Genomic DNA, 21,398 nt, shown 5'->3' with positions numbered 1-21,398 from the left:
GGTTACTCCTGAGATGTGTAAGGAAGTCGTGGGTCGGGTTGTTGCACAGCCCAGGTCGATCGAACCCAGCTGTGGTGTGGATCGTCGGAAATGTTCCAAGATCGATCTGGATCTGGTCCAGCCATGACATTTAGATAGTAGAGGTCATAGCCAGGCGCGGCCATCGCTGGCCCATGCCAGCCGAATGGCACCAGCGCAACATCACCTGTTCGCACTTCGGTGAGCGTGTCAATCTTTCTAGCTTCAGTTCCGTAATTGCGGAAGAAACCAATTGGGTCAGTTCCCCTGGGTGCCTTGGTGCCCCTGGCGTTCGCCACCTCGAAATAGTAAATCTCCTCTAGGTTTGACTCAACCCCGGGAATGTACTCATCGTGCTTATGCGGCGGATAACTCGACCAGTTATCCGCCGGAGTAATGACTTCGCACACAATTAGACGATCGGCATCAAGAGCAAAAGGGGTGCCGAAATTATGCACCTGTCGTGTGGCCCTTCCAGCACCGCGCAGCTCTAAGGGAACTTCGGATGCTGGTGAGTACTTAAGATCTTTCACTCTTGACGCCGGTCCCTCGGCAATAGCCACTCGACCAATACCAGTGATGTTTGCGGTAGAGCCCATCGGAAGGTAGAGAGTGTCTGTCGCCCCATGAAAGGGGGACTGCCTGCCCCTCATAGTCTGCTTTTCGGTCTTACCTAAAACTGTGTATTCAACAACAAAAGAACCATTCAGCGGAACAACGATTCGCTCAACGTGGGTTTCATTCAAAGTTGCTACGATGCCCTGCTTTAGGCTCGCAACCCTCAAGCCGGTATGGCGCCAACCTGGAATGCTACCGTCCACAACTGTCTCAAATGGACCGTTGTGGAGGCGACCCTGCCGATAGAACCATTTCACTTTCGAACCTAGTTTTGCGGGAAACCAAGGTTTAGACCACCGTGGCTGGGATCCAGCCAGCGAGAGGTAATCACCTTGGTGCGAGTGAAGAAACGGAAGCCCTCTTCACCGTGGGCTCGAGAGTCCCCAAATAGTGAATGCTTCCAGCCCCCAAAGGAGTAATAGGCAACCGGAACAGGGATTGGAACGTTAATTCCAATCATTCCAACTTCGACCTCGTTCTGAAAGCGTCGTGCGGCACCACCGTCGTTGGTAAAGATGGCAGTCCCGTTTCCGAATGCTCCCGAGTTGATTAGCTGCAACCCCTCCTCATAGCTTTTTACTCGGACGATCGACAGCACGGGCCCAAAAATCTCTTCAAGGTAAGTTTTTGAAGTTGTTGGCACTTTGTCAATCAGGGTTGGCCCCAGCCAAAATCCATTGGCATCCCCGTCCGGATTGATTTCTCGGCCATCCACCACAACGGCTGCGCCATCTGTCTTTGCAATGTCGATGTATGAGGCAACTTTGTCACGGTGAACTTTTGTCACCAACGGCCCCATGTCGCATGATCTGCGGCCGTCTCCAACCTTGATCTGGCCAATGCGCTCAACAATCTTTGGAATCAAAGCATCTGCTATGGGCTCAACGGCTACGACAACCGAAATAGCCATGCAGCGCTCTCCCGCAGAGCCAAACCCAGCATTGATTGCTGAGTCTGCAACCAGATCCAAATCAGCATCGGGTAGCACCAACATGTGGTTTTTTGCTCCACCGAGTGATTGCACCCGCTTCCCGTGCTTGGCAGCCGTCTCGTAAATGTATTGAGCAATTGGGGTAGAACCTACAAAACTGATTGAGGCAACATCCGGGTGAGTGAGCAGCCCATCAACGGCTTCTTTGTCACCGTTGAGAACGTTAAAGACGCCATCTGGCAGGCCAGCTTCGCTCCATAGCTTGGCCATCCAGATGGCGGCGCTGGGGTCCTTCTCGCTTGGCTTCAATATCACTGTGTTGCCGGCCGCTAGTGCTACCGGGAAGAACCACATCGGAACCATTGCAGGAAAGTTAAAGGGGCTGATGATGCCCACGACACCTAGTGGCTGTTTAGTGGAGTAAACATCAACATTGGTTGACGCATTTTCTGAGTACTCGCCTTTCAAAAGGTGAGGCATGCCGCACGCAAACTCAACCACCTCTTGACCGCGAGTGATTTCTCCAAGCGCATCGGAGAGGACTTTGCCGTGCTCCTCGGTGATTATTGCAGCGAGTTCCCCCTTCCTGGCGTTCAGCAGTTCGCGGAAGTTGAAGATAATGGCCTGACGTCTTGCTAGCGACATGTCACGCCACTTTGGGAATGCTGCCTTGGCCGAAGCAATCGCTGCCTTGATTTCATCCTGGTTTGCCAGCGCCACTTCTTTTGTTTGCTTACCCAGTGCTGGGTCGAAAACTGGAGCAGTGCGACCCGATCTGCTTGGGTACTCGCTACCGGAAATAAAGTGTGGAACGACTGTCATATTCTTTTCCTTACTCACAGACTTGATCCATGAACCATCTTGGCGGCAATGTCGACCGCTTGGGACACATCTCCTGAAGTTGGGTATAGCAGGCTTCTCCCTACCACCAGGCCTCTAACACCCGGGAGAGAGACGGCACCATTCCATGATTCAAAAGCTTTCTCCTGGTCCCCATCGACGTCGCCACCGAGAAGGAGGGTGGGAAGCGTCGTGGCCTCCATCACTCTTTCCATCTCTGACACGACTGGAAGTTTCAGCCAGGTGTAGGCCGAAGAGTGACCCAAACCTTGGGCTATCGCGACCGATAAGACCACAGCATCGGTGGAAAGGTCGTTCACCACTCTCCCATTCACCCATTCGGCCATAAAGGGCTCCAACATGATTGGGATTTCGTGCTTACAAGCTTCATCGACAGCTCTGGCATTGGCTTCCAAGGTGGCAACGGAAGTGTTGTCCTGCAGATTGATTCGGAGGAGCGTCTTGGCAAAATCTAATCCCTGGTTCTTGAGAGCCTCGATCGAGTACCCAGTAAAGCGGTCATCGAATTCAAACGTTGAACCGCGTAACCCTCCTCGATTCATGGAACCAACGACGATTTTGTCGTCCAGAAGTCCCATTAGGGCTAGATCATCAATTACGTCAGGGGTGCCAAGCACTCCATCAACTCCAGGTCGAGATAACGCCTCCGCAAAGCGCTCGAGCAGTTCCCGTCTGGATCCCATGGCGGTTGGGTTTTTACCGACCGCTATCGCTCCACGCGCCGGGTGGTCGGCGGCGATTATGAGCAGACGACCATCGCCACGAATCAGCTCCCGTCGTTGACGATTTTCTAGGGCAGTCCGAATGGCGCCAGGGTTTTCAGCCCTAACGTCCTTAATGGATTCGAAGGATGCTGACTTAGTTAGTTCCATGAGAACTTCTCTTTCAATACCTCAACCACCTCTGCCGTCGTTGGCATAGCTGTTGAGCATTCCAAACGCGACGCCACTATGGCTCCCGCGACATTTGCGAATTGCAGGATTCGCTTTAGGTCCCAGCCTTGGCTGAGGCCATAGCAAAGGGAGCCACCAAATGAATCCCCCGCCCCTAACCCGTTGACTACGTCGACAAAGTAAGGCGGGACTTCAACCATTTCATTCTTGGTCTTAGCCATAACACCCTTCGGGCCTTGTTTCACAATGGCAATCTCGACACCGCGCTCCAAAAGTGCATCGGCTGCGCGCTCAGGCTCAGTCTCGCCGACGGCAACAAAGCATTCTTCCTTATTGCCAACTGCGACCGTCACATTGCCCCAGATTTGATCGATCTCCCTGCGGGCAGCTTCGGGGGAGGACCAGAACGTTGGTCGATAATCGAGATCTACGACGGTGTGTCGCTTTCCCTTCCTAGACCTCAAGGCCGCTAAATGAGCAGACCGCGAGGGTTCCTCACTAAGTCCAGTAACCGTAAACCAGAAGATTCCAGCAATCCCGATGGCATCTAGATCAAGCTCACCAGCGGTGATCTGCATGTCAGGAGCAGTTGGTTTGCGATAGAAGTAAAGGGGGAAATCATCTGGCGGGAAGATTTCGCAGAAGACAACCGGAGTCATCAGATCTGGGACATCACCGACGTACCTATTGTCCACTCCAAGCCTGCTTAGTTCTTGTTTGAGGTAGCGACCAAACGAATCCTGGCCAACCTTTGTGATCACTGCGGAGTTCAGTCCATGTCTCGTAGCTGCTACGGCCACGTTTGTTGGTGAGCCGCCTAGAAATTTGCCGAAGCTGGTCACATCTTCCAAACCAACGCCGTTTTGGAGCGGGTAAATGTCAACGCCGATTCGCCCAATCGTTACAAGGTCGAAAGGAGCGTTACCTTGAGCCATGGTTCTCCACACGCCCTTCCTTGGACTATTTGACCTAATGTTATTACAAATGTTGAAGACTGCAAATTTATTATTGCAAGTTATCTAACTCCTGATTTTCTTGCGGCATCGAGCAAAACTTCGGCGGCAAATTTCAAACCCTCTTCCCGTCCCATTGAAACATCTTCGTGTTCGATGTTGATAATCATTCCCTGATCCACTCGGTGCAGTGCAGCTAGGAACCCAGCCCAATAATCTGAGTCGTGGCCTTTGCCAACCGCCACAAAATCCCAGGCCGATGGCTTAGGCCATTCATTTGCCCACTCATCACCGCCGAGGTTGGTTCGAGCTTCATCTGGGCCGAGTCTCCGAAAGCTATTGTCCAAGACTCCCTCGATAGCAGAATGCGGGTTTATCCGCACGTCCTTAGCAGCCGCATGTGCGACAAGTTCACCCAAATTGTCGACAACGGCAATTGGGTCCATTTGCTGCCAAAATAAGTGCGATGCATCCAGTTCGACTCCAATGTTGGTCGAGTCTGTTCGCCTAACCAATTCGCGCATTGACGCTGGATTGAAAACCAGGTTTTGCGGGTGAAGCTCCAGTGCGACAACAACGTCAAGGTCACGAGCGAGAGCATCTACCTCTCGCCAGAAACTGCTAGCAATTTCGAATTGGTAGTCAAGAACGTCGAGGTGGGCGGAATTCCAGGCGTTAACCATCCAGTTCGGATTGGCAGCGCCGGGTTCACTTCCAGGCAGGCCAGACATTGTAACCACCCTGTTTTGGCCTAGACGATTTGCCAACTTGACGGAGCGAATTACATCTTGGGAGTGTGCAGCCCTGATGACAGATTTTGCATGAAGGGGATTGCCGTTACAGTTGAGGCCCAAGATTTCGAGTCCCTCAGCATCAAAAATGGCCAAAAAGTCATCTCTTGCTGAATCTGAATGGAGGATCTCTTCCATGTTGGGCACGTGCACCGCAGGTAGGAACCCACCGGTGTTTATCTCGAGACCATCTAAACCAAGATCTTTGATGACTTTCAGGGCTTCGGTCAGTGGGCGGTCATGCAAAATTGCGTTGTAAACACCAAATTTCATCAGTCTTTCCTAGGGTTGCCGGAGCAAGGGCTCGGGTTAGGTAATTTAGTTTCAAAACAGACCCTCTCAAACCCCACTTTGTGCCTTCCGCTTCAATACTTTTTGAAGATCTCTCTCGTCGAGATAGGCACCAAGTTAGCAACGGAGACTGTCAAATAGAATCTCGTTTACATAAATGTTATTTTGTACTGACAAATAATTGCTTCAATCCACTAAATTATGAAGGTAAAGGAAGATTCAAAAGCCTGCAGCAAAAGTGCATCGCAAGGGAAGAAGAGGTACGCGAATGTCGGGACGAATTAGGGTAGGCACGGCACCAGATTCATGGGGCGTGTGGTTCCCTAATGACACGGGCCAGGTGCCTTGGGAGCGATTCCTAGCGGAGGTTCAGGCAGCTGGATACCACTGGATCGAGCTCGGCCCCTTCGGCTACTTGCCCACTGACCCTAATCAACTTGCCGATGCCCTAGCTGCCCATGACCTGCATTTGTCCGCCGGAACTGTCTTCACAGGGTTCCACAAGGGTGATGACCAATGGAAGCGTGCTTGGGATCAGGCGCTGGACGTTGCCGGCCTAGTTTCCAAGTTAGGTGCTGAGCATCTAGTAGTAATTCCTGACCTCTGGCGGTCTGACTCGACCGCGCAGGTGCTTGAGTCCAGGGTGCTTGACGACGAGCAGTGGAAAAAACTAGCCGCTGGTCATGACAAACTTGGGCAGGCTCTTTGGGAAGAATTCGGTATTCGTCAACAATTTCATTCCCACGCGGATAGTCACATTGGCACCTACGCCGAAGTTGAACGTTTTCTTGTTGAGACGAACCCGGAATTTACGAATCTTTGCCTTGATACTGGGCATTTCGCTTATTACCTAGGCGACAACGTGAAGCTTATGAATGCCTACCCTGAGCGGATTGGCTACCTTCACCTGAAGCAGGTTCACCCTGACATCCTTGCCGAAACGCTAAAGAATGACCTGCCGTTCGTTGAGGCTGTGGCCAACGGTGTCATGACAGAGCCGGGCGGAGTGGGCGTTCCCGAATTCGCCCCGATAATCGAAAAGGCTCTGGAAATTAACCCAGAGATGTTCGCAATAGTTGAGCAGGACATGTATGGCTGTTCGGTTGACTTCCCATACCCCATAGCAAAGCGCACGCGTGACCACATTGCTTCTTGCACCCACGCGGCAAGGTTCGTTTAAGAAAAGGAAAAAAGCATGCCAGATCTAAGAATTGCCGTTGTTGGCGCAGGGCTCATGGGCGCCGACCACATTATTCGAATTTCTTCTCGAATAGTTGGTGCCGTAGTAAGCGCTGTCGTTGAACCAGACGAAAATCGAGCCAAAGCCGCGTTGGCCAATCTTCCCTCGGCTAAGTGGTTTTCAAACATAGAAGAAGCCCTCCAGGCCAGCGCCATGGATGCGGTGTTGATTGCAACCCCTGGCCAGTTCCATGAGTCAGTTCTAATTCCTGCCCTGGCTGCCAATCTGCCTATTCTTTGCGAAAAGCCACTAACTCCAGACTCGAGCTCTGCTCTGCGCGTGGTAGCAGCTGAAATGGCCACTGGCCGAAATCTCGTTCAAGTTGGATTTATGAGAAGGTTTGATTCCGGGTACATGCAGTTGCGTGAGCTAATCGTTAGTAAAAACCAAGGTGAATTGCTTGGGTTGCACTGTGCTCATCGAAACCCAACGGTGCCCGAAAGCTACCACAACGACATGTTGATATTTGACTCAGTCGTGCACGAGATCGATGTCGTTCGATTCCTGACCGATTCACCAATTGCGTCGGTTGAGGTGAGGCACTTCAAGCGCAACTCAAAATCCCCGGTCCACCTCAATGAACCAATTCTCGTGATGCTAGAGACTGAGTCAGGGGTCCTGGCGGTCGTTGAAATGAACGTTTCAGCGCAATTTGGGTATCAGGTTCGCACCGAGGCGATATTCGAGGAGGGCTTGGCTGAGATAGGACGCACCTCGGGGATGCTAACCAATTTTTCGGCAAAGATTTCAATGGACGAAAACATGTCTTTCAAGCCCCGTTTTGCCGCCGCATATGACAGTCAGATTCAACGGTGGGTGAACGCTGCCAAAGCAGGCAAAATTGATGGACCTTCCGCTTGGGATGGCTACCTAGCCGCCGCTGCCGTAGAGGCAGGGCTGGAAGCACTGCGCAGCGGCAAAAAGGTCCCTGCTGCTTATCAGCCAATGCCAGCGTTTTATCAGGTCAGCTAGATAGGGGACAGTGGGGTCCGCCCACGTTCTCAAGACGTAAGAGCGGCTTCGTGTTTGAAGCCACTTCCTGATCCGCTGTTTGCTGGTCACAATTTGTTAACACTTCCTAGGTGGTTTGTCCAAATTTTTGGTGGTTTCCCCTGCGGGTTCAACTTTCTACATCCACGAAACAAAACAGGAACTTTATGTCCTTTCGCCTGACAGACAGGTTATTTCCTGGCCTGTTTCCCGTTTTGAAATTTAGTGATGAGCGTAAATTCATGGTTACGAGACCGTTATGAATTTATGTATTTATGTGCTTACAAACTATGTATGCTCTTTCCCAGGTTGCAGCTGCAACCGGTTCGCAAGTTCCATTCGCGAACTACTCGACGAAGTAAGGACACAACGAAGTGAAAGTTACCCTTAAGAAGCAAGGCCTCTGGGCTGCCCTTGCAGCGGCAACCCTCGTGGTCTCTGGTTGCAGCTCCGCTGCCACCACCGAAACTGCATCCACCACCGACGCCGGATCAACCGAAGACGCATCTTCAGTTGCCACCGGATCATCTGCGAACCCTCGCCACGTATGTGCGATTGGTGGTGCTGATGCATTTTTCGCTGTATTGAAGAATGGTGCAGATCTAGCTGGTCAGGCAGTCACCCAGGCTGGGAGCAAGTACACCTGGATCTCACTACCGAACTACGACAACATCGGCCCAGACATGGTGAAGCTAATTGAGCAAGCTGTTGCTCAGGAGTGCACCTCGTTGGCTGTTCCAGTTTGGGATGCAGCAGCAGAGGGTCCTGCCCTAGAGGCAGCCACCGCAGCTGGCGTTAAGGTGTTCATGTACAACTCGGGGCTACCCACCCTTGAAGACGGAAGCATCAAGGCATACGGCTACTACGGTACCGACGAGTACTTGGCTGGCGTCCGCGCCGGAGAGTACTTCGCCTCCGAGGGCTACAAGAACGTTCGTTGCGTGAACACCCAGCCTGGTGCAATTAACTGGCAGCAGCGCTGTGGCGGTCTAGTTGACGGCGCCACTGGCGCTGGCATCCAGGCTGACCAGATCATCCTTCCACCAGAGTCATTCGGTGACGCTGCAGCAATCACCGCTGCGGTTCAGGCAGAGCTAGCAAAGGATCCATCGATTGATGGTTTCGCAACTGGTTCAGCTGCCGACGCCGATGCCGTTGATGCTGCCCTCAAGGCTGCGGGCATCAGCGCTGCAACAGGCGGATGGGACGTTTCGGAGAACATCATTAACAGAATCAAGTCTGGAGAAACCCTATTTGCTGTAGACCAGCAGGGTTGGTACCAGGGATGGTTGGCTGTTTCTCAGGCATGGATGTACGACCAGTACGCAATCCTTCCTGCTAACCCAGTCATTTTGACCGGCCCATCGCTAATCACCGCGGACAATGCCGATGCAGTTCTAACCGGCGTTGCTGAGGGTTACCGTTAAATCGAGTCGACTCAATAAGAAGCAAATGAACGGGTGGGTGCGCCTCCGGGTTCACCCACCCGTTCCTTCACAGCTGTAGAGTTTGATCAATCAGGAGAGCAGAGACTTGTTAGATAAGTTGAAGTCCATTCCGCGTAAGCCGGAGTTTGCCGCATTTGTTGGAGCGGTGGTTGTTTATTTTTTCTTCCTTTACTTTGGATGGCCGATCTTCCCATCTGTGCTTGTCACCGCCGGATGGGTCAACGTCGCTGCTGAACTAGCGATTGTGGCGCTCCCCATCGCCCTGGTGATGATTGCTGGGCATTTGGATTTATCCGTAGGTGCCAACATCGCGGCTTCTGCCATGACATACGCTTTGCTGGGAGGGCATTTCGGTCTTCCAGACTGGATCGCTTTGCCAGCAGGTTTGCTGACTGGGACCTTTTTCGGATTTCTGAACGGTGTGTTGATCACTCGGGTTAAGCTCTCGTCCTTCATCGTCACTCTGGGAATGTCGTTCTTTATCCGAGGACTCATCTTTGGTGTCACGAAACTTATCGTGAGTAACGTCCAACAGGCTCACCAGCCCGATCAATGGGTGAAGGACACCATCGGTGGACGCATTTTTCTGACTTTTGAAAATGCTATTTACATCGCAATTATTTTTTCACTCGTAATTTCATGGATTATGTACCGGACCAAGTACGGAAACTGGATTTGGGCCATCGGAGGAGATGAGCAATCGGCTCGCGCCGCAGGAGTTCCGGTGGAGAAGACCACGATTGCTCTCTTTACAGCATCTGGATTTGGTGCGGCAGTATTCGGTGTCACCACTGTTGCCTTGTACGGCAGTGCCCAAGTTTCTGCAGGTCAGGACAAGGTGTTCTTCACAATCATCGCTGTTGTGATTGGTGGCGTGCTGCTTACCGGAGGTTACGGCTCACCAATTGGTGTAATTCTCGGAACTATCACCTTTGCCATTGTGGTTACAGGTGTTAATTCAACGGATTGGGGTGGTGACTGGTCCAACCTAATCATTGGAATCTTGGTCCTGCTGGCTGTGCTCGCAAACAATTCCTACCGCAAACTAGCAATGTCAAGCGTCAAGAAAGTCAAGGACAAGATCGCACCGAAGGGAACAAAATAATGTCTGCAAAATCGCATCCATTGATGAGCCTAAAGAACGTTTCAAAGATCTTCGGCAGCTACGCAGCACTCAAGAATGTCTCACTAGACATTCACCCAGGACAGGTACTTTGCCTACTTGGCGACAACGGAGCGGGAAAGTCCACCTTGATCAAAGTGTTGTCTGGTTTCCACAGTCCAACATCTGGGGAAATTGAATTCGATGGTGACAAGGTGAGTTTTGAAAGCCCTCGTGACGCATCTGATCGAGGCATCTCAACTGTTCACCAGTTCGGCGGCACCTTTCCTCTTATGTCGCTAGGGCGCTCCTTCTTTGTTGGTCTTGAGCCAACAAAAGGTTGGGGTCCGTTCAAGCGCTTCGATCGAAAGTTTGCAAACGGCGTCGTTGTTGAGCAAATGCAGCAGATGGGGATTACTCGCGTTACAGATGGCGACCGTTTAGTTGGAAGCCTTTCCGGTGGTGAACGCCAGGTATCTGCGATTGCTCGCGCAGTCTTCTTCGGTGCAAAGATTTTGATTCTGGATGAACCAACGGCAGCACTGGGTGTCAAAGAAGCTGCCCACGTGCTTCGAATCATTATGCAGGCTAAGCACCGTGGCATTGCTGTGGTACTGGTCACTCACAACGTTTCCCACGCTCTGACAGTTGGAGACCACTTCGCCGTTCTGATTCACGGTGAAAAGGCTGATGACTTCGCGAAGGGCGAGCGGACCAGGGAGCAAATCACCGACCTGATGGCCGGTGGTGAGGCAATGGCCGAACTCGAGGCTGAATTGGCCAGCTTGACTGGAAACATCAAGCAGGTACTGGACTAGGTCCAAGACTTTCACTAGCAGATCTGAGACGATCTGGCGTACCTCAATTATTTGGGTCCTGGAAATCGGTATGAGGAAGTTGTCATGACGCCATTGAGGCTCCCAAGTCGATTTTTTTGTAAAACGGCACTTTGTTTTCGAGTTTTCGCACGCACGAGTCATGACTGCAGAGGGAAGTGGTCTTTTCTGGAGACTGACCTGAAGTTTTCACTCTTTTGCACACAAATCAGCCGACAAAAATTTAATTTTTGAATAGGAGTTCAATGCAAATTCCAGGAGACAGGATTCGTATTCCCTCACCTCGAATCATTGACCCCCACAGCGTTGGCTCTTACCGATGGGGTGTAATTGGAGCCGGCGGTATTGCCGCGCAATTCATCGGAACGGTTCAAAAACACACAACTCAAAAAATCGTTGCCGTTGCGTCCCGAACGCACGGCAGAGCGAGGGATTATGGGCAAAGATTTGGAATTGAATCCCATGACACTTACGAAGCTCTGGTATCGCGAGATGATGTCGACATAATCTATGTCGCTACGCTTCCCAGTCAACACTTCGAACACGCAATGCTCTCAATTGCTGCAGGTAAGCACGTGTTGATTGAGAAACCCGTCGCCTTGGAACCCTCTGAAGCACGGGAAATCTTCGAAGTCGCTAGGTCAAACGGGCTGCTTGCGATGGAGGCCATGTGGACGAGGTATCTGCCCCAGTACGACATTATTCGCCAGCTCCTTGAAGACCGAACTTTTGGAAAAATAGAGATGGTCAATGTCTCTATGTGTCAATCCAACTTGGACATGAAGCGGCTATTCACAAAAAACGGCGGCGACCCGCTGTTCGACATGGGAATTTATGCCATTAGCTTCTGCCAGACTTTCTTAGGAAACCCTGAGGAAATAACGGCTCAGGCAGTCCTAAATCTTGACGGAATCGACGAAGAAGTTTCCGCGCAACTGCGGTATCCAGACGGCTCTCGAGCCTACGTTTTAGTGTCGGGCCGATCCGGAATTCCGGCAACCGGTCAAGTGAGCGGAACTCGAGCGAAGATGAATGTCGGCCCAGAATTCTGCATCCCAAGTCGAATCGATCTCAGTCCTCAAGAATTTTATGGAGAAGTATCGACTTGGCAGGATGAGTCGAATGTACAAGGCCATGACGGGCTGTGCTATCAGGCCACGGCAATGGCAAAGTTCATTGACCAAGGGTTAGTCGAGTCGCCTTTCGAATCTCATGCAGACTCAATTGCAAACCTAGAAGTGTGTGAAAAAATCGTGCAGCTAATAGGCGCTCAAATTAAGTGAACTCGAATCTTGAAGAACTAGCACGTGCTAGTCTTGTGGCAGGTGGAGTAAAAATTCTGGGAGTTGTCTAATGAAATACAGGAATTTTGGCAATACCGATTGGCAAGTTAGCGAAATTGCCTTCGGTGGTTGGCAACTTGGTGGGACATGGGGCCCTGTGGATGACAGCGAGTCCATTAGGACTCTACTGCACGCATACGAGCAGGGGATCAACTTCGTTGACACTGCAGAACTCTATGGCGACGGTCGAAGTGAGTCTGTAATTGGTCAGTCGCTCAGGAAGTGGGATGGTGGCCAGATTTACGTCGCTACGAAGGTACGGCCTATCCGATGGCCAGATCCTGACGAGGATCGTCCGGAAATGCGCGGGCGTTACCCAAGGTGGTATCTTCGCGAGAACATCGAGGGCTCACTGCGAAGGCTCGGAGTGGAAAGACTCGATCTCCTTCAGCTTCACTGCTGGGCACCAGATTTAGCAACCTCTCTGGACTGGCTTGAAACCATAAATGAACTTCGGCTGGAAGGGAAAATTGACCAGGTCGGAGTATCCCTTCGCGACTACCGGCCCAATGAAGGGATTGTTGCAGCCGAATTGAGATTAGTTTCCTCGGTTCAGGTCATTTTTAATTTGTTTGAACAAAGACCAGCAACCGAGGGTCTCTTTGAGGCTTGTGCCAAAACCAACACGGCAGCAATTGCTAGAGTTCCAATGGATTCCGGCTCGCTGTCCGGGATGTGGACTGAGAGTACTCCTTCCACTTGGATGGAGAATTCTGTTCAATCTCAACTTTTTGGTGGGGATAGATTCGCTGTGACCCTTGAGAGAATCGAGCGCCTCAAAGGGGTCGTGAGGCCTTACTTCGAGTCTTTGGCTGAAGCGGCGATTCGTTACTCGCTTAGCTCTCCAAGCGTATCTTCGACCATTCCTGGCATGAGCAATATTAAGAGCGTTGATAGAAACGTTGCGTATTCCGACGGCCAGCAGTTTCCCGAAGAATTGTTGGAGAAAATTGCTGAGTTCAACTGGCCACGCAACTATTACAAAATCAGTAGCCCCGCCTAGGCATGAGGAGAAAATGACTGAATTTCGCAATGTGCAAATGGAACTAATGCGCCCAGGTCAGCTACGAGACGCATTGGCCAAAAGGTCAGTTGTATTTATTCCGATTGGTGCCTTTGAGTTTCACCAGGAGCATCTCCCATTTGGACTCGACGCTCTCAACGCTCATGGTCTAACCTGCCTCACGGCCCATAGATTTGGTGGGGCGGTGCTTCCACCTCTTTACTACGGCACCGGCGGCAGTCATAAATCTTATCCGTGGACGATCATGATGAACGACGAAGTGGAAATTAGGGGGATGTTAGAGCAAACGCTGACACGTCTCCAGGAGCTAGGCGTCAAGGTTGCGGTTATTTTTTCGGGCCATTTTGCGCCAGAGCAACTCGAAATGATCTCCTCTATTGCGGAGCGTTGGCGCCAGGGGGCGAATTACATGAAGGTCATTGATCTGGCGATAAATATGCCCCTTGACTCTACCCCGAGTCCGGATCACGCTGGCGTTTTTGAGACCACTGTATTGTCTCGGTTTGAACCTTTGACCATAGACCTCTCTCAACTCCCAAGCATTGACAAGGTGCCTGCCATCGACCCGGACGGGGATTCATATGGGTTGCATCGACATGACCCTTCTCATGTCCTTTGGGGAGTTTTTGGTGAGGATCCCAGGAAATACCAACCTGCTGAAGCACACGCACTAGCTTTGAAACTGAGCGAGGCTATTGAACTTTCTGTAGGTTCGGCCTTGGCAGACTAGTTTTTGGCTAGAACTTGGTACCTGGGGATACGAACTTAATTGGCAGTTTGGAGAAACCTCGAACTAATTGCTTGACCCAGCGTTCAGGGAAGCCCACGATTCGAATTTCATCTGGTTGTTCTAACAAGACTTCAACAGTTATTCTCGCCATCAAGCGAGCGAGTGGAGCTCCCATGCAGGCATGTATCCCGTCTCCGAAAGAGGCAATCTTTGGCGTTTTAGTGAAATCTCTGGTCACATCAAACAGATCTGGATTCTCAAACACTCTCTCATCCCGGTTAGCCGATCCCTGCAGAAGCATGACTCTTGAGTTCGCGGGAATAGCAACTCCCGAGAAAGTCAGTTCTACCGTTGTCTGTCTGGAAACGTTTTGACCAGGGGTGTCGTATCTCAGTACTTCCTCGATGAAATTGGTGATCATCTCTGGGTGCTCTCGCAAGAAAACTTGCAGTTGAGGAAACTTATCCAACACTGCAACGCAGTTTGTCAACAGAGCTGAAGGAGCATCAGTAGAGGCTGAATAGACAAGGTGAGTCAGGCCGACAACTTCGTCTGCATCGACTTTACCCCTCTGGAGAGCGGTGGAGACTTGCGTTATGACATCTGAAACATTCGGGTCCGCTCCCGCCGCAAGCTGTTCAAATCTCTTTTGCACAACTTCATGAATTAGATCCTCGGCCTCAGCATTTGATTTAGCGGCGTCTTCGGGAACCCCGAATTCCCCAACCGTTCTCTCCATGGAGCGAGACAAGTGATCGATTAGCCAAGTTATGTCATTCTTAGCTCCAGGAAGTCCAATTAGACGAGTCGAGATTGCGAATGCGAAAGGCAGTGCGTATTCGGTAGCGAAATCCCCGCCTCCAGCACTCCTCATGTCCCTGATGAGTTCTCTTGCTATACCTCTGATTCCGTCCTCTTTAGCCAAAATCTCTTTGAGTGCAAAAACTCTTCGAATGGATTGTCGAAGTGCCGTGTGACGGGGCGGATCCTGCGCCACAAGATTTCCCTTGCCGTATGAGTCATGCGTGCCATCGATGTCATTTCCAAGAGCGCTAATCATTTGCTCGTGGTTCTTGAAGGCCGCCTGAACGTCGGCGTATCGAGAAAGCACATAAACACCTAGACGAGGGCTGAAATAGACCGGAGCATTGTCCCTAAGCTGCTTGTAAACGTCATAAGGGTGATCATAGATTGCGTACGAGAGAGGGTCATAAAAAAGGTTGGCCCCGGCCGGTTGCTGGATCGTCGGGGCTTCAATTGTGGCGGAATGGAACTCGGTCTCCATCAAGGCACATCCTCTCAAAGTGGAATTGATTTAAGACTAGCACGTGCTAGTCTTGTCGAAATAACTATCAGATAGAAAGCAAGTTGGCCCTTGATTGTTTCGAGCCCTAAGTTTGCCATCGTTGGTAGCGGACCTTCTGGCTGTTACACGGCTCAGTTCCTAAGGAAGGCATTTCCAGACTCCCAAATTACTATGTTTGATCGTCTCAACCAACCTTTTGGATTACTCAGGTATGGGGTAGCTCCCGACCACCTCGGGACCAAGGCTTTAGCCTCTCAATTCGAGAAGTTGTTTGAACGAGACCGTGTGAATTTTGTCGGTGCCATCGAGATTGGAAAAGACCTGTCACTGGACGCACTTCGTCAGCAGTTTGACGTCGTAGTCCTAGCAGTTGGATTGAGTCAAGACCGTCCACTGGACATACCGGGCGAAGCCCTCCCCGGAGTCTTCGGATCTGGCCGAGTCACGAAATTGTTCAATTCACATCCAGAGATGGATCTTGACGGGATTAAAGTTGGCCAAAAAATTGTCATTGTTGGCCATGGAAATGTTGCTGTTGACTTAATTCGATTGAGCCTTTTGGGAGCAGCAGCATTGGTTAAATTTGGCGTTCCCAAAGATGTTGCCGAAACTTTGTCGGGCAAGCAGTTGAGTGAAATCCATGTGGTCGGCAGATCTCAAGCGGCAGAAGCCAAGTTTGATGTTGCAATGATTAATGAGCTGCAGAGATTGCCAGATGTTCGTTTCTCGTCTGATGCTGACGAAATTTTCAATGACAGCTCGGAGACTGATAGACGTATCGAAGCAATTTCTAGCCTCGTCCGAAGCTCAGATCCCAGCGCCTCGCGGGAGGTCAGGTTCCACTTTGGATGGGCCCCTATCCGCATTGGCGGGGACACCTCTGTTGAATTTATTGAATTCACCAAAACAAACGGTTCGGGCAAGCTCAAGCTCGAAACCGATACGGTTTACAGCGCTATTGGATTCGTTGAGGATCTAAGCCCCAGTTTTCGAAGGTCGGAGTTGCTAGCCCATGCACCGGATTCAGCCGAGGGTTACTTAGCTGACGGTCTGTATTGTGTTGGCTGGTTCAAACGGGGCCCCAACGGCACAATTCCGGCTAATCGAGCCGATGCCAGACTAGTTAGCGACCGAGTAGTTCGAGACCTTAGCCTCTCATTTGAAAAAAGGGAAATGTGAAACCATGAACAAAAAAATTGTCATCCTGTTTGGAACGGAATCGGGAAACGCCGAATTTGCAGCTGAAGACATGGCATTGGAGATTTCACATTGTGAAGTGGAGGTGATCGACATGACCGACTTCGACGTGAACGACTTCTCGGCCCACAATTTTTACATGATAATCTGCTCGACCCACGGGGAGGGTGACCTCCCAAGCGGAGCAGTGCCATTTCTTCAAGCTCTCGATTCAGTTCTTCCAGACATGAAGGGGATTCAGTACGCGATGTTTGGTCTTGGGGACAGTAGTTACGCAAATTACAGTCGCGGTAGCGAGCACATCGACAAGAAACTCACCGCCCTTGGTGCCGTGAGGGTTGGTGAGTACGGACGTCACGATGCCCACACTGGAACGCTTCCAAATGTTGCGGCCGTTGAGTGGACCCGAAGAATTCTGGAGCTAGGCCAGTAAAGGTCAAGTTTGCCTTAGGCAACCTAGGATATCCAGGTGCCTAAGAAGCGAATGAACAGAGAGCAGCGCCATGCAACGATGGCCGATGTTGCCGCGCACATTGGGGTATCTAGGCAGTTGGTCGGCCTTGCCTTTCGAAATGCTCCTGGCGTAAGTGCGGAGACGGCGACAAAAATCTTCTCTGCGGCCGAGGAAATTGGATATCAACCGAATCTGGCAGCCCAAGCCCTGCGCCGGGAGGGATCCAAGTACATTGGCGTGGCATATCACACATCTCACAGCTCATCAGAGGAGCTACTCCCAGCTATCTATAAAGCCGCCGAGGCCCACGGTTTCAAGGTAATCCTTAGCGCTATTTCAAGCCGGCGCTCGGATCAAGAGGCTTTGAACGAAATAATTGGGCATCGTTGTGATGGGGCTATCTTGATTTCTAGCACGTTGTCCGTTGCCCACATAAAGCAAATTTCCAAGGCACTTCCAATCGTTAGTCTCAGTCGAAGAATCGAAGGGGTGAACTGTGGCGTCGTTTCCTCGGAGGGCGAAAGAGGCGTCTATGACGCGGTTCAGTACCTAGCTTCCATCGGGCACCAAACGATTGCCTACGTGGACACTTCGGAAATGCTTGACCATGAGTTTCGGCTCCAGGGGTATCTGGACGCGATTCGTGACAGGAAATTGATGACCAGGGTTGTGACCATGTCTGGCGATTACATCGAGTCGGCTGGAGCTGAGGCAGCCAAACTGTTCATAGGTCAAGGGGGCCTCCCAACCGCAATCGTTTGTTCAAATGACCAAGTGGCGCTTGGACTTGCATACAAGTTACAACAGGCCGGCATCAAAGTGCCAGACGACGTTTCTATAGTCGGATACGACGACACTGTCGCCAGTTTGCCATTTTTGGATTTCACGACGGTTCACCAAGACGCGGATGAACTCGCTCAAGCCGCTGTTAAGGACCTGGCGGAGCGGATTGCGGGAAACATTTCGAGTCGCAAAATTTATCTAACGAGTGCCAAATTAGTCGTAAGGTCAAGCACAAGGTCTCCAAGAACATCGCAAGGTTAGCAAATCATTTCAAAAAGTCGCCAACCTTGATTACTCGAACCTGGGAAAAACTTTTCACGAGAATGCATTTAGCATGCCGCTGCAGAGACGCCAGTTTACTGGGATTCGATTTGGGACTGGTTGGGTCCCTGTTGTTATTTGAACGAGAGCATTGGCATTTCAGGGGGAACTCGTAACCCAGTGACATACTTGAGTGACCCTTGTGAGGAGCAGCTATGGACAGGTTAAAGAACATTCTTGCCAAGCTGCCCCACCCGCTGCGCTGGGTCCTAACCATGGTCATCGGTTTCATTTTGCTAATTATGGGATTGATCATGATGGTGACGCCGGGCCCGGGACTGCTGTTTATTTTCTTTGGGCTTTCAATTCTGGCTCTCGAGATTGAGTGGGCGAGACAGCTCAACAAGCAGGGCCTGCAGGGCCTAGAGATTCTCGTTGCAAAGCTGAAGCAACTGTTCAGGCGGCGCAAGGGCGACTAGCTTCTAGGCTTCACCCATTCAATACTGAGAATTTCCTTGGCTCGGGATGAATTGTCCGATGTTTTGGTGTTGAACCCTGAGGCATCGTTCAGGTGCTCACGACGAATTTGGATTCACTTTGGCAAATCTTCTCTACAAACTCGGTCTTTTTTCAGCTCGCAAAGCGTGGACGGTAATTTCTGCTTGGCTGATTCTGCTGGCAATCACGGTTGGTCTCATGGTCAGCTTCGCCGGCAAGCTCTCCTCGTCCATGTCAATTGACGGCATACCAGCTCAGGATGTGATCGACAGATTGCAGGACAGCTTCCCAGAGGCCGCTAGAGGTCAGGGTCAGGTGGTCTTCCACAAGGCGAGCGGCGAATTCACCGAACCCGAGAAGCAGATGATAACGGAAGCTCTTGAGGAGGCGGCAGCCGTCGAAGGTGTGGCTGAAGTGCTGAACCCATTTGAGGTTGCCAGAGAAATTTCTGACCAGCGCCAGGAGCTGGCCGATGCTGAGGCCGAGTTGGCCCAGGCAAAACTTGATTTGGCAGATGGCCAAAAGCAGATTGACGATGGTTTAGCGAAGCTAGAGGACTCGTTGGCCGAGTTAGAGGAGCAGGCCGATCAGCTCGCCGACCAGCGAAACGCCCTGGAGCAAAACCTGGAGTCCATCGAAGCTGGCTTGCTGCAGCTTGAGGCTGGTGGGGCTCCAGTCACAATGATTGCTCCGCTTGAGGCCAACCAGCAGCAGGTGCTGGGAGGACTGGCTCAGATTGAAGCAGGCGAACAGGCAATTGAGGCTGGCAGGCAGCAAATTGCCGAGGGTCGAATTGAACTCGAGACTGCCCAGTCTGAGCTGGAACAGGCGCGGGTTGAAGTCGCGGATGGTGAAAAGCAGTTGGAGGTTGGGCAGCGACTAATGGTGGTCACCGAAAACTTTGGAACGGTCTCAGCAAACGGCATAACCGCAGTTGCGACCGTGCAGTTCTCGGTCCCGGTGAATGACGTTTCAGATGTCACCACCGATGGCGTTGTCGAGCTTTTGAGCGAATTGCGAAGCGACGAGATAGCTGTTGAGTTTTCCCAGTCGCTGACCACTTCGTTCTCAGAACTATTGGGTCCGGGCGAAATCATCGGTTTGGTGACCGCTGCAATTGTGCTGTTCGTGATGCTCGGGACGCTGATTGCGGCTGGACTCCCAGTGCTTTCAGCGATTCTCGGAGTGGGCATCTCTGCCTCCATCACGATGGCGCTCTCCGGGACAATTGAAATGACCTCTACCACTCCAATTCTGGGTGTGATGCTGGGGCTTGCGGTTGGAATCGACTACAGCCTGTTCTTGATCAACCGGCACCGCAAGCAACTTAGAACCGGTATGGAGATCCGTGAGTCAATTGGTCTTGCCACCGGCACCTCCGGCAATGCTGTGACCTTCGCGGGTCTCACCGTAATCATTGCCCTGGCGGCTCTGAACCTGACCGGTATCGGTTTCTTGGGTCTCATGGGAACCATGGGTGCTCTGGCCATCGCCCTGGCTGTTTTGATTGCCCTGACTTTCACCCCGGCGCTGTTGTCAGTTGTTGGGCTTCGGGTGCTGAGCTCCAAGGAGCGGAAGTCATTGGCCTCACAGGCTGAGCGTGAGGCTGCTTCGGAACCGAAGAATGCCCTCCGCCCAGTGCTAGCAACCAAGCACCCGGTCTTGGCTGTGTTGGGTGTCGGTGCGCTATTGGCAGTGCTGGCAATTCCAGCCGGTGAGATGCGCTTGGGGTTGCCCGACGGTGGTTCTGAACCTACCGACTCCACCACCTACCGCGCCTACACGCTAGTCAGCGAAAACTTCGGTGCTGGCGCCAATGGCCAGGTTTCTGCCGTTGTTACTTTGCCTTCGGCGGTTTCTGAAGACGATCAGGCCCAGCTGCAGGCAGATTTGGCCGAAAGGTTCTTTGCTCTGGAAAATGTCTCTGCAGTTCTTCCGGCTGCCGTATCGGATGACAGCAAGACATTCCTATTCCAGATTGTTCCGGTTACTGGTCCGGCAACCCTTGAGACTGAGGAATTGATCTTCGATGTTCGAGGCCTCTCGGAGGAGATTCGTTCCGAGTTTGATGGCGAGCTGGGTGTTACCGGCATTACCGCCACCAACATCGACATCTCGGACAAACTCTCGGAAGCGCTGCCGCTCTACTTGGGTACCGTGCTGCTGCTGTCACTGCTGCTTTTGATTCTGGTGTTCCGCTCAATTCTGGTTCCGCTTTTGGCAACTGCAGGATTCCTGCTGACTGTCTTTGCAACCTTCGGTGCCGTGGTTGCGGTTTATCAGTGGGGTTGGTTAGGAGCACTCTTCGGTGTTCACAGCCCCGGACCAATCCTGAACTTCTTGCCTACGATTCTGATCGGAATCCTGTTTGGTCTTGCGATGGACTATCAGCTGTTTTTGGCTTCTGGAATCCGCGAAGCCTATGTTCACGGAAAATCACCGATTGATGCAATCAACTTCGGCGTTCACCTCTCCAGATCGGTCGTAATTGCGGCGGCACTGATCATGATCACGGTCTTTGGGGGCTTTGCCTTCAACCACCTGACGCTGGTCCGCCCAATTGGTTTTGGCTTGGCCTTCGGCGTTTTGGTTGACGCCTTCCTGGTTCGGTTGATTCTGGTGCCGGCAATTATGTCTCTGGTTGGTGACAAGGCCTGGTGGATTCCAAAGTGGCTGGACAAAATCCTGCCGAACGTCGATGTTGAGGGGAGCTCGCTGGAGCGCAAGGCCGAGCTACCAAAGTCGTAAGTTATGAAAAATTATGAGCTAACACGCAATTACTCATAAATAACTCGTAATCTAATCAAAATAAAGAAATTTATTTTGGATT

At 51.6% G+C, this 21,398-nt stretch carries 19 protein-coding genes; 13 read left to right on the top strand and 6 right to left on the bottom strand.

Going from position 1 to position 21,398, the window contains the following annotated elements:
* Nucleotides 1-2: 2 nt before the first annotated feature.
* The 5 genes from iolB to HRU87_RS05810 all read right to left on the bottom strand — a co-directional run bounded on the left by iolB (nucleotide 3) and on the right by HRU87_RS05810 (nucleotide 5,338).
* Nucleotides 3-893 carry a 5-deoxy-glucuronate isomerase gene (gene iolB / locus HRU87_RS05830; RefSeq protein WP_173493979.1) on the bottom strand — a complete coding sequence of 297 codons (891 nt, stop codon included), beginning with the start codon at nucleotides 891-893 and terminating at the stop codon, nucleotides 3-5.
* A gap of 8 nt (nucleotides 894-901) precedes the next feature.
* Nucleotides 902-2,389, bottom strand: a complete 1,488-nt coding sequence (locus HRU87_RS05825) for a CoA-acylating methylmalonate-semialdehyde dehydrogenase (protein ID WP_173494275.1) — start codon at nucleotides 2,387-2,389, stop codon at nucleotides 902-904.
* 14 nt (nucleotides 2,390-2,403) lie between these two features.
* Entirely contained in the window at nucleotides 2,404-3,300 is an 897-nt protein-coding gene (locus HRU87_RS05820; RefSeq protein ID WP_173493978.1) for a class I fructose-bisphosphate aldolase, read from the bottom strand.
* Nucleotides 3,291-4,256, bottom strand: a complete 966-nt coding sequence (gene iolC, locus HRU87_RS05815) for a 5-dehydro-2-deoxygluconokinase (RefSeq protein WP_173493977.1) — start codon at nucleotides 4,254-4,256, stop codon at nucleotides 3,291-3,293. The genes HRU87_RS05820 and iolC overlap by 10 nt, the downstream gene beginning before the upstream one ends.
* Before the next feature lie 80 nt (nucleotides 4,257-4,336).
* A complete protein-coding gene (locus HRU87_RS05810) occupies nucleotides 4,337-5,338 on the bottom strand; it encodes a sugar phosphate isomerase/epimerase family protein (protein WP_173493976.1) in 1,002 nt (333 codons plus the stop codon).
* A gap of 286 nt (nucleotides 5,339-5,624) precedes the next feature.
* Here HRU87_RS05810 and HRU87_RS05805 point away from each other — a divergent pair, with 286 nt between their 5' ends.
* From HRU87_RS05805 to HRU87_RS05770, 8 genes are all read left to right on the top strand, one after another.
* Nucleotides 5,625-6,536, top strand: coding sequence for a sugar phosphate isomerase/epimerase family protein (locus HRU87_RS05805; protein ID WP_173493975.1), 912 nt, complete (start codon nucleotides 5,625-5,627; stop codon nucleotides 6,534-6,536).
* A 15-nt stretch (nucleotides 6,537-6,551) separates the two neighbouring features.
* Nucleotides 6,552-7,568 carry a Gfo/Idh/MocA family protein gene (locus tag HRU87_RS05800; protein ID WP_173493974.1) on the top strand — a complete coding sequence of 339 codons (1,017 nt, stop codon included), beginning with the start codon at nucleotides 6,552-6,554 and terminating at the stop codon, nucleotides 7,566-7,568.
* A gap of 392 nt (nucleotides 7,569-7,960) precedes the next feature.
* On the top strand, nucleotides 7,961-9,013 hold the full coding sequence (locus tag HRU87_RS05795; protein ID WP_173493973.1) for a substrate-binding domain-containing protein: 1,053 nt from the start codon (nucleotides 7,961-7,963) through the stop codon (nucleotides 9,011-9,013).
* A 106-nt stretch (nucleotides 9,014-9,119) separates the two neighbouring features.
* A complete protein-coding gene (locus HRU87_RS05790; protein WP_173493972.1) occupies nucleotides 9,120-10,139 on the top strand; it encodes an ABC transporter permease in 1,020 nt (339 codons plus the stop codon).
* Nucleotides 10,140-10,162: 23 nt separating this feature from the next.
* Entirely contained in the window at nucleotides 10,163-10,954 is a 792-nt protein-coding gene (locus HRU87_RS05785; protein ID WP_213086384.1) for an ATP-binding cassette domain-containing protein, read from the top strand.
* Between the two features lie 263 nt (nucleotides 10,955-11,217).
* Nucleotides 11,218-12,255 carry a Gfo/Idh/MocA family protein gene (locus HRU87_RS05780; RefSeq protein ID WP_173493970.1) on the top strand — a complete coding sequence of 346 codons (1,038 nt, stop codon included), beginning with the start codon at nucleotides 11,218-11,220 and terminating at the stop codon, nucleotides 12,253-12,255.
* Nucleotides 12,256-12,325: 70 nt separating this feature from the next.
* Complete coding sequence (locus HRU87_RS05775; RefSeq protein WP_173493969.1) at nucleotides 12,326-13,318, top strand: aldo/keto reductase; 993 nt, start codon at nucleotides 12,326-12,328, stop codon at nucleotides 13,316-13,318.
* A 13-nt stretch (nucleotides 13,319-13,331) separates the two neighbouring features.
* Nucleotides 13,332-14,069, top strand: coding sequence for a creatininase family protein (locus HRU87_RS05770; RefSeq protein WP_213086383.1), 738 nt, complete (start codon nucleotides 13,332-13,334; stop codon nucleotides 14,067-14,069).
* 7 nt (nucleotides 14,070-14,076) lie between these two features.
* Here HRU87_RS05770 and HRU87_RS05765 read toward each other — a convergent pair whose 3' ends face one another.
* Nucleotides 14,077-15,354, bottom strand: a complete 1,278-nt coding sequence (locus tag HRU87_RS05765; protein WP_173493968.1) for a cytochrome P450 — start codon at nucleotides 15,352-15,354, stop codon at nucleotides 14,077-14,079.
* A gap of 90 nt (nucleotides 15,355-15,444) precedes the next feature.
* On the opposite strand from HRU87_RS05765, the gene HRU87_RS05760 reads away from it, so the two are divergent.
* The 5 genes from HRU87_RS05760 (at nucleotide 15,445) to HRU87_RS05740 (ending at nucleotide 21,316) form a co-directional block, all read left to right on the top strand.
* Nucleotides 15,445-16,554 carry an FAD-dependent oxidoreductase gene (locus HRU87_RS05760; protein ID WP_173493967.1) on the top strand — a complete coding sequence of 370 codons (1,110 nt, stop codon included), beginning with the start codon at nucleotides 15,445-15,447 and terminating at the stop codon, nucleotides 16,552-16,554.
* A gap of 4 nt (nucleotides 16,555-16,558) precedes the next feature.
* Nucleotides 16,559-17,005 carry a flavodoxin domain-containing protein gene (locus tag HRU87_RS05755; protein WP_173493966.1) on the top strand — a complete coding sequence of 149 codons (447 nt, stop codon included), beginning with the start codon at nucleotides 16,559-16,561 and terminating at the stop codon, nucleotides 17,003-17,005.
* A gap of 36 nt (nucleotides 17,006-17,041) precedes the next feature.
* Nucleotides 17,042-18,070, top strand: coding sequence for a LacI family DNA-binding transcriptional regulator (locus tag HRU87_RS05750; protein ID WP_173493965.1), 1,029 nt, complete (start codon nucleotides 17,042-17,044; stop codon nucleotides 18,068-18,070).
* A gap of 215 nt (nucleotides 18,071-18,285) precedes the next feature.
* Nucleotides 18,286-18,549 (top strand): PGPGW domain-containing protein, encoded by a 264-nt coding sequence (locus tag HRU87_RS05745; protein ID WP_173493964.1) that lies wholly within the window; start codon nucleotides 18,286-18,288, stop codon nucleotides 18,547-18,549.
* Nucleotides 18,550-18,667: 118 nt separating this feature from the next.
* On the top strand, nucleotides 18,668-21,316 hold the full coding sequence (locus HRU87_RS05740) for an MMPL family transporter (protein WP_173493963.1): 2,649 nt from the start codon (nucleotides 18,668-18,670) through the stop codon (nucleotides 21,314-21,316).
* Nucleotides 21,317-21,398 lie beyond the last annotated feature (82 nt).

The organism is Aquiluna borgnonia (genome assembly GCF_013283855.1).
Taxonomy (GTDB): Bacteria; Actinomycetota; Actinomycetes; order Actinomycetales; family Microbacteriaceae; genus Aquiluna; species Aquiluna borgnonia.
Note: the sequence above shows the minus strand (reverse complement) of the source record. Positions and strands in the feature narration are given on the sequence as shown.

Coding starts and splice junctions, on each gene's coding strand:
- HRU87_RS05825 (WP_173494275.1), bottom strand. CDS start 2,389: ATGACAGTCGTTCCACACTTTATTTCCGGTAGCGAGTACCCAAGCAGA.
- HRU87_RS05820 (WP_173493978.1), bottom strand. CDS start 3,300: ATGGAACTAACTAAGTCAGCATCCTTCGAATCCATTAAGGACGTTAGG.
- iolC (WP_173493977.1), bottom strand. CDS start 4,256: ATGGCTCAAGGTAACGCTCCTTTCGACCTTGTAACGATTGGGCGAATC.
- HRU87_RS05810 (WP_173493976.1), bottom strand. CDS start 5,338: ATGAAATTTGGTGTTTACAACGCAATTTTGCATGACCGCCCACTGACC.
- HRU87_RS05805 (WP_173493975.1), top strand. CDS start 5,625: ATGTCGGGACGAATTAGGGTAGGCACGGCACCAGATTCATGGGGCGTG.
- HRU87_RS05800 (WP_173493974.1), top strand. CDS start 6,552: ATGCCAGATCTAAGAATTGCCGTTGTTGGCGCAGGGCTCATGGGCGCC.
- HRU87_RS05785 (WP_213086384.1), top strand. CDS start 10,163: ATGAGCCTAAAGAACGTTTCAAAGATCTTCGGCAGCTACGCAGCACTC.
- HRU87_RS05780 (WP_173493970.1), top strand. CDS start 11,218: ATGCAAATTCCAGGAGACAGGATTCGTATTCCCTCACCTCGAATCATT.
- HRU87_RS05775 (WP_173493969.1), top strand. CDS start 12,326: ATGAAATACAGGAATTTTGGCAATACCGATTGGCAAGTTAGCGAAATT.
- HRU87_RS05770 (WP_213086383.1), top strand. CDS start 13,332: ATGACTGAATTTCGCAATGTGCAAATGGAACTAATGCGCCCAGGTCAG.
- HRU87_RS05765 (WP_173493968.1), bottom strand. CDS start 15,354: ATGGAGACCGAGTTCCATTCCGCCACAATTGAAGCCCCGACGATCCAG.
- HRU87_RS05755 (WP_173493966.1), top strand. CDS start 16,559: ATGAACAAAAAAATTGTCATCCTGTTTGGAACGGAATCGGGAAACGCC.
- HRU87_RS05745 (WP_173493964.1), top strand. CDS start 18,286: ATGGACAGGTTAAAGAACATTCTTGCCAAGCTGCCCCACCCGCTGCGC.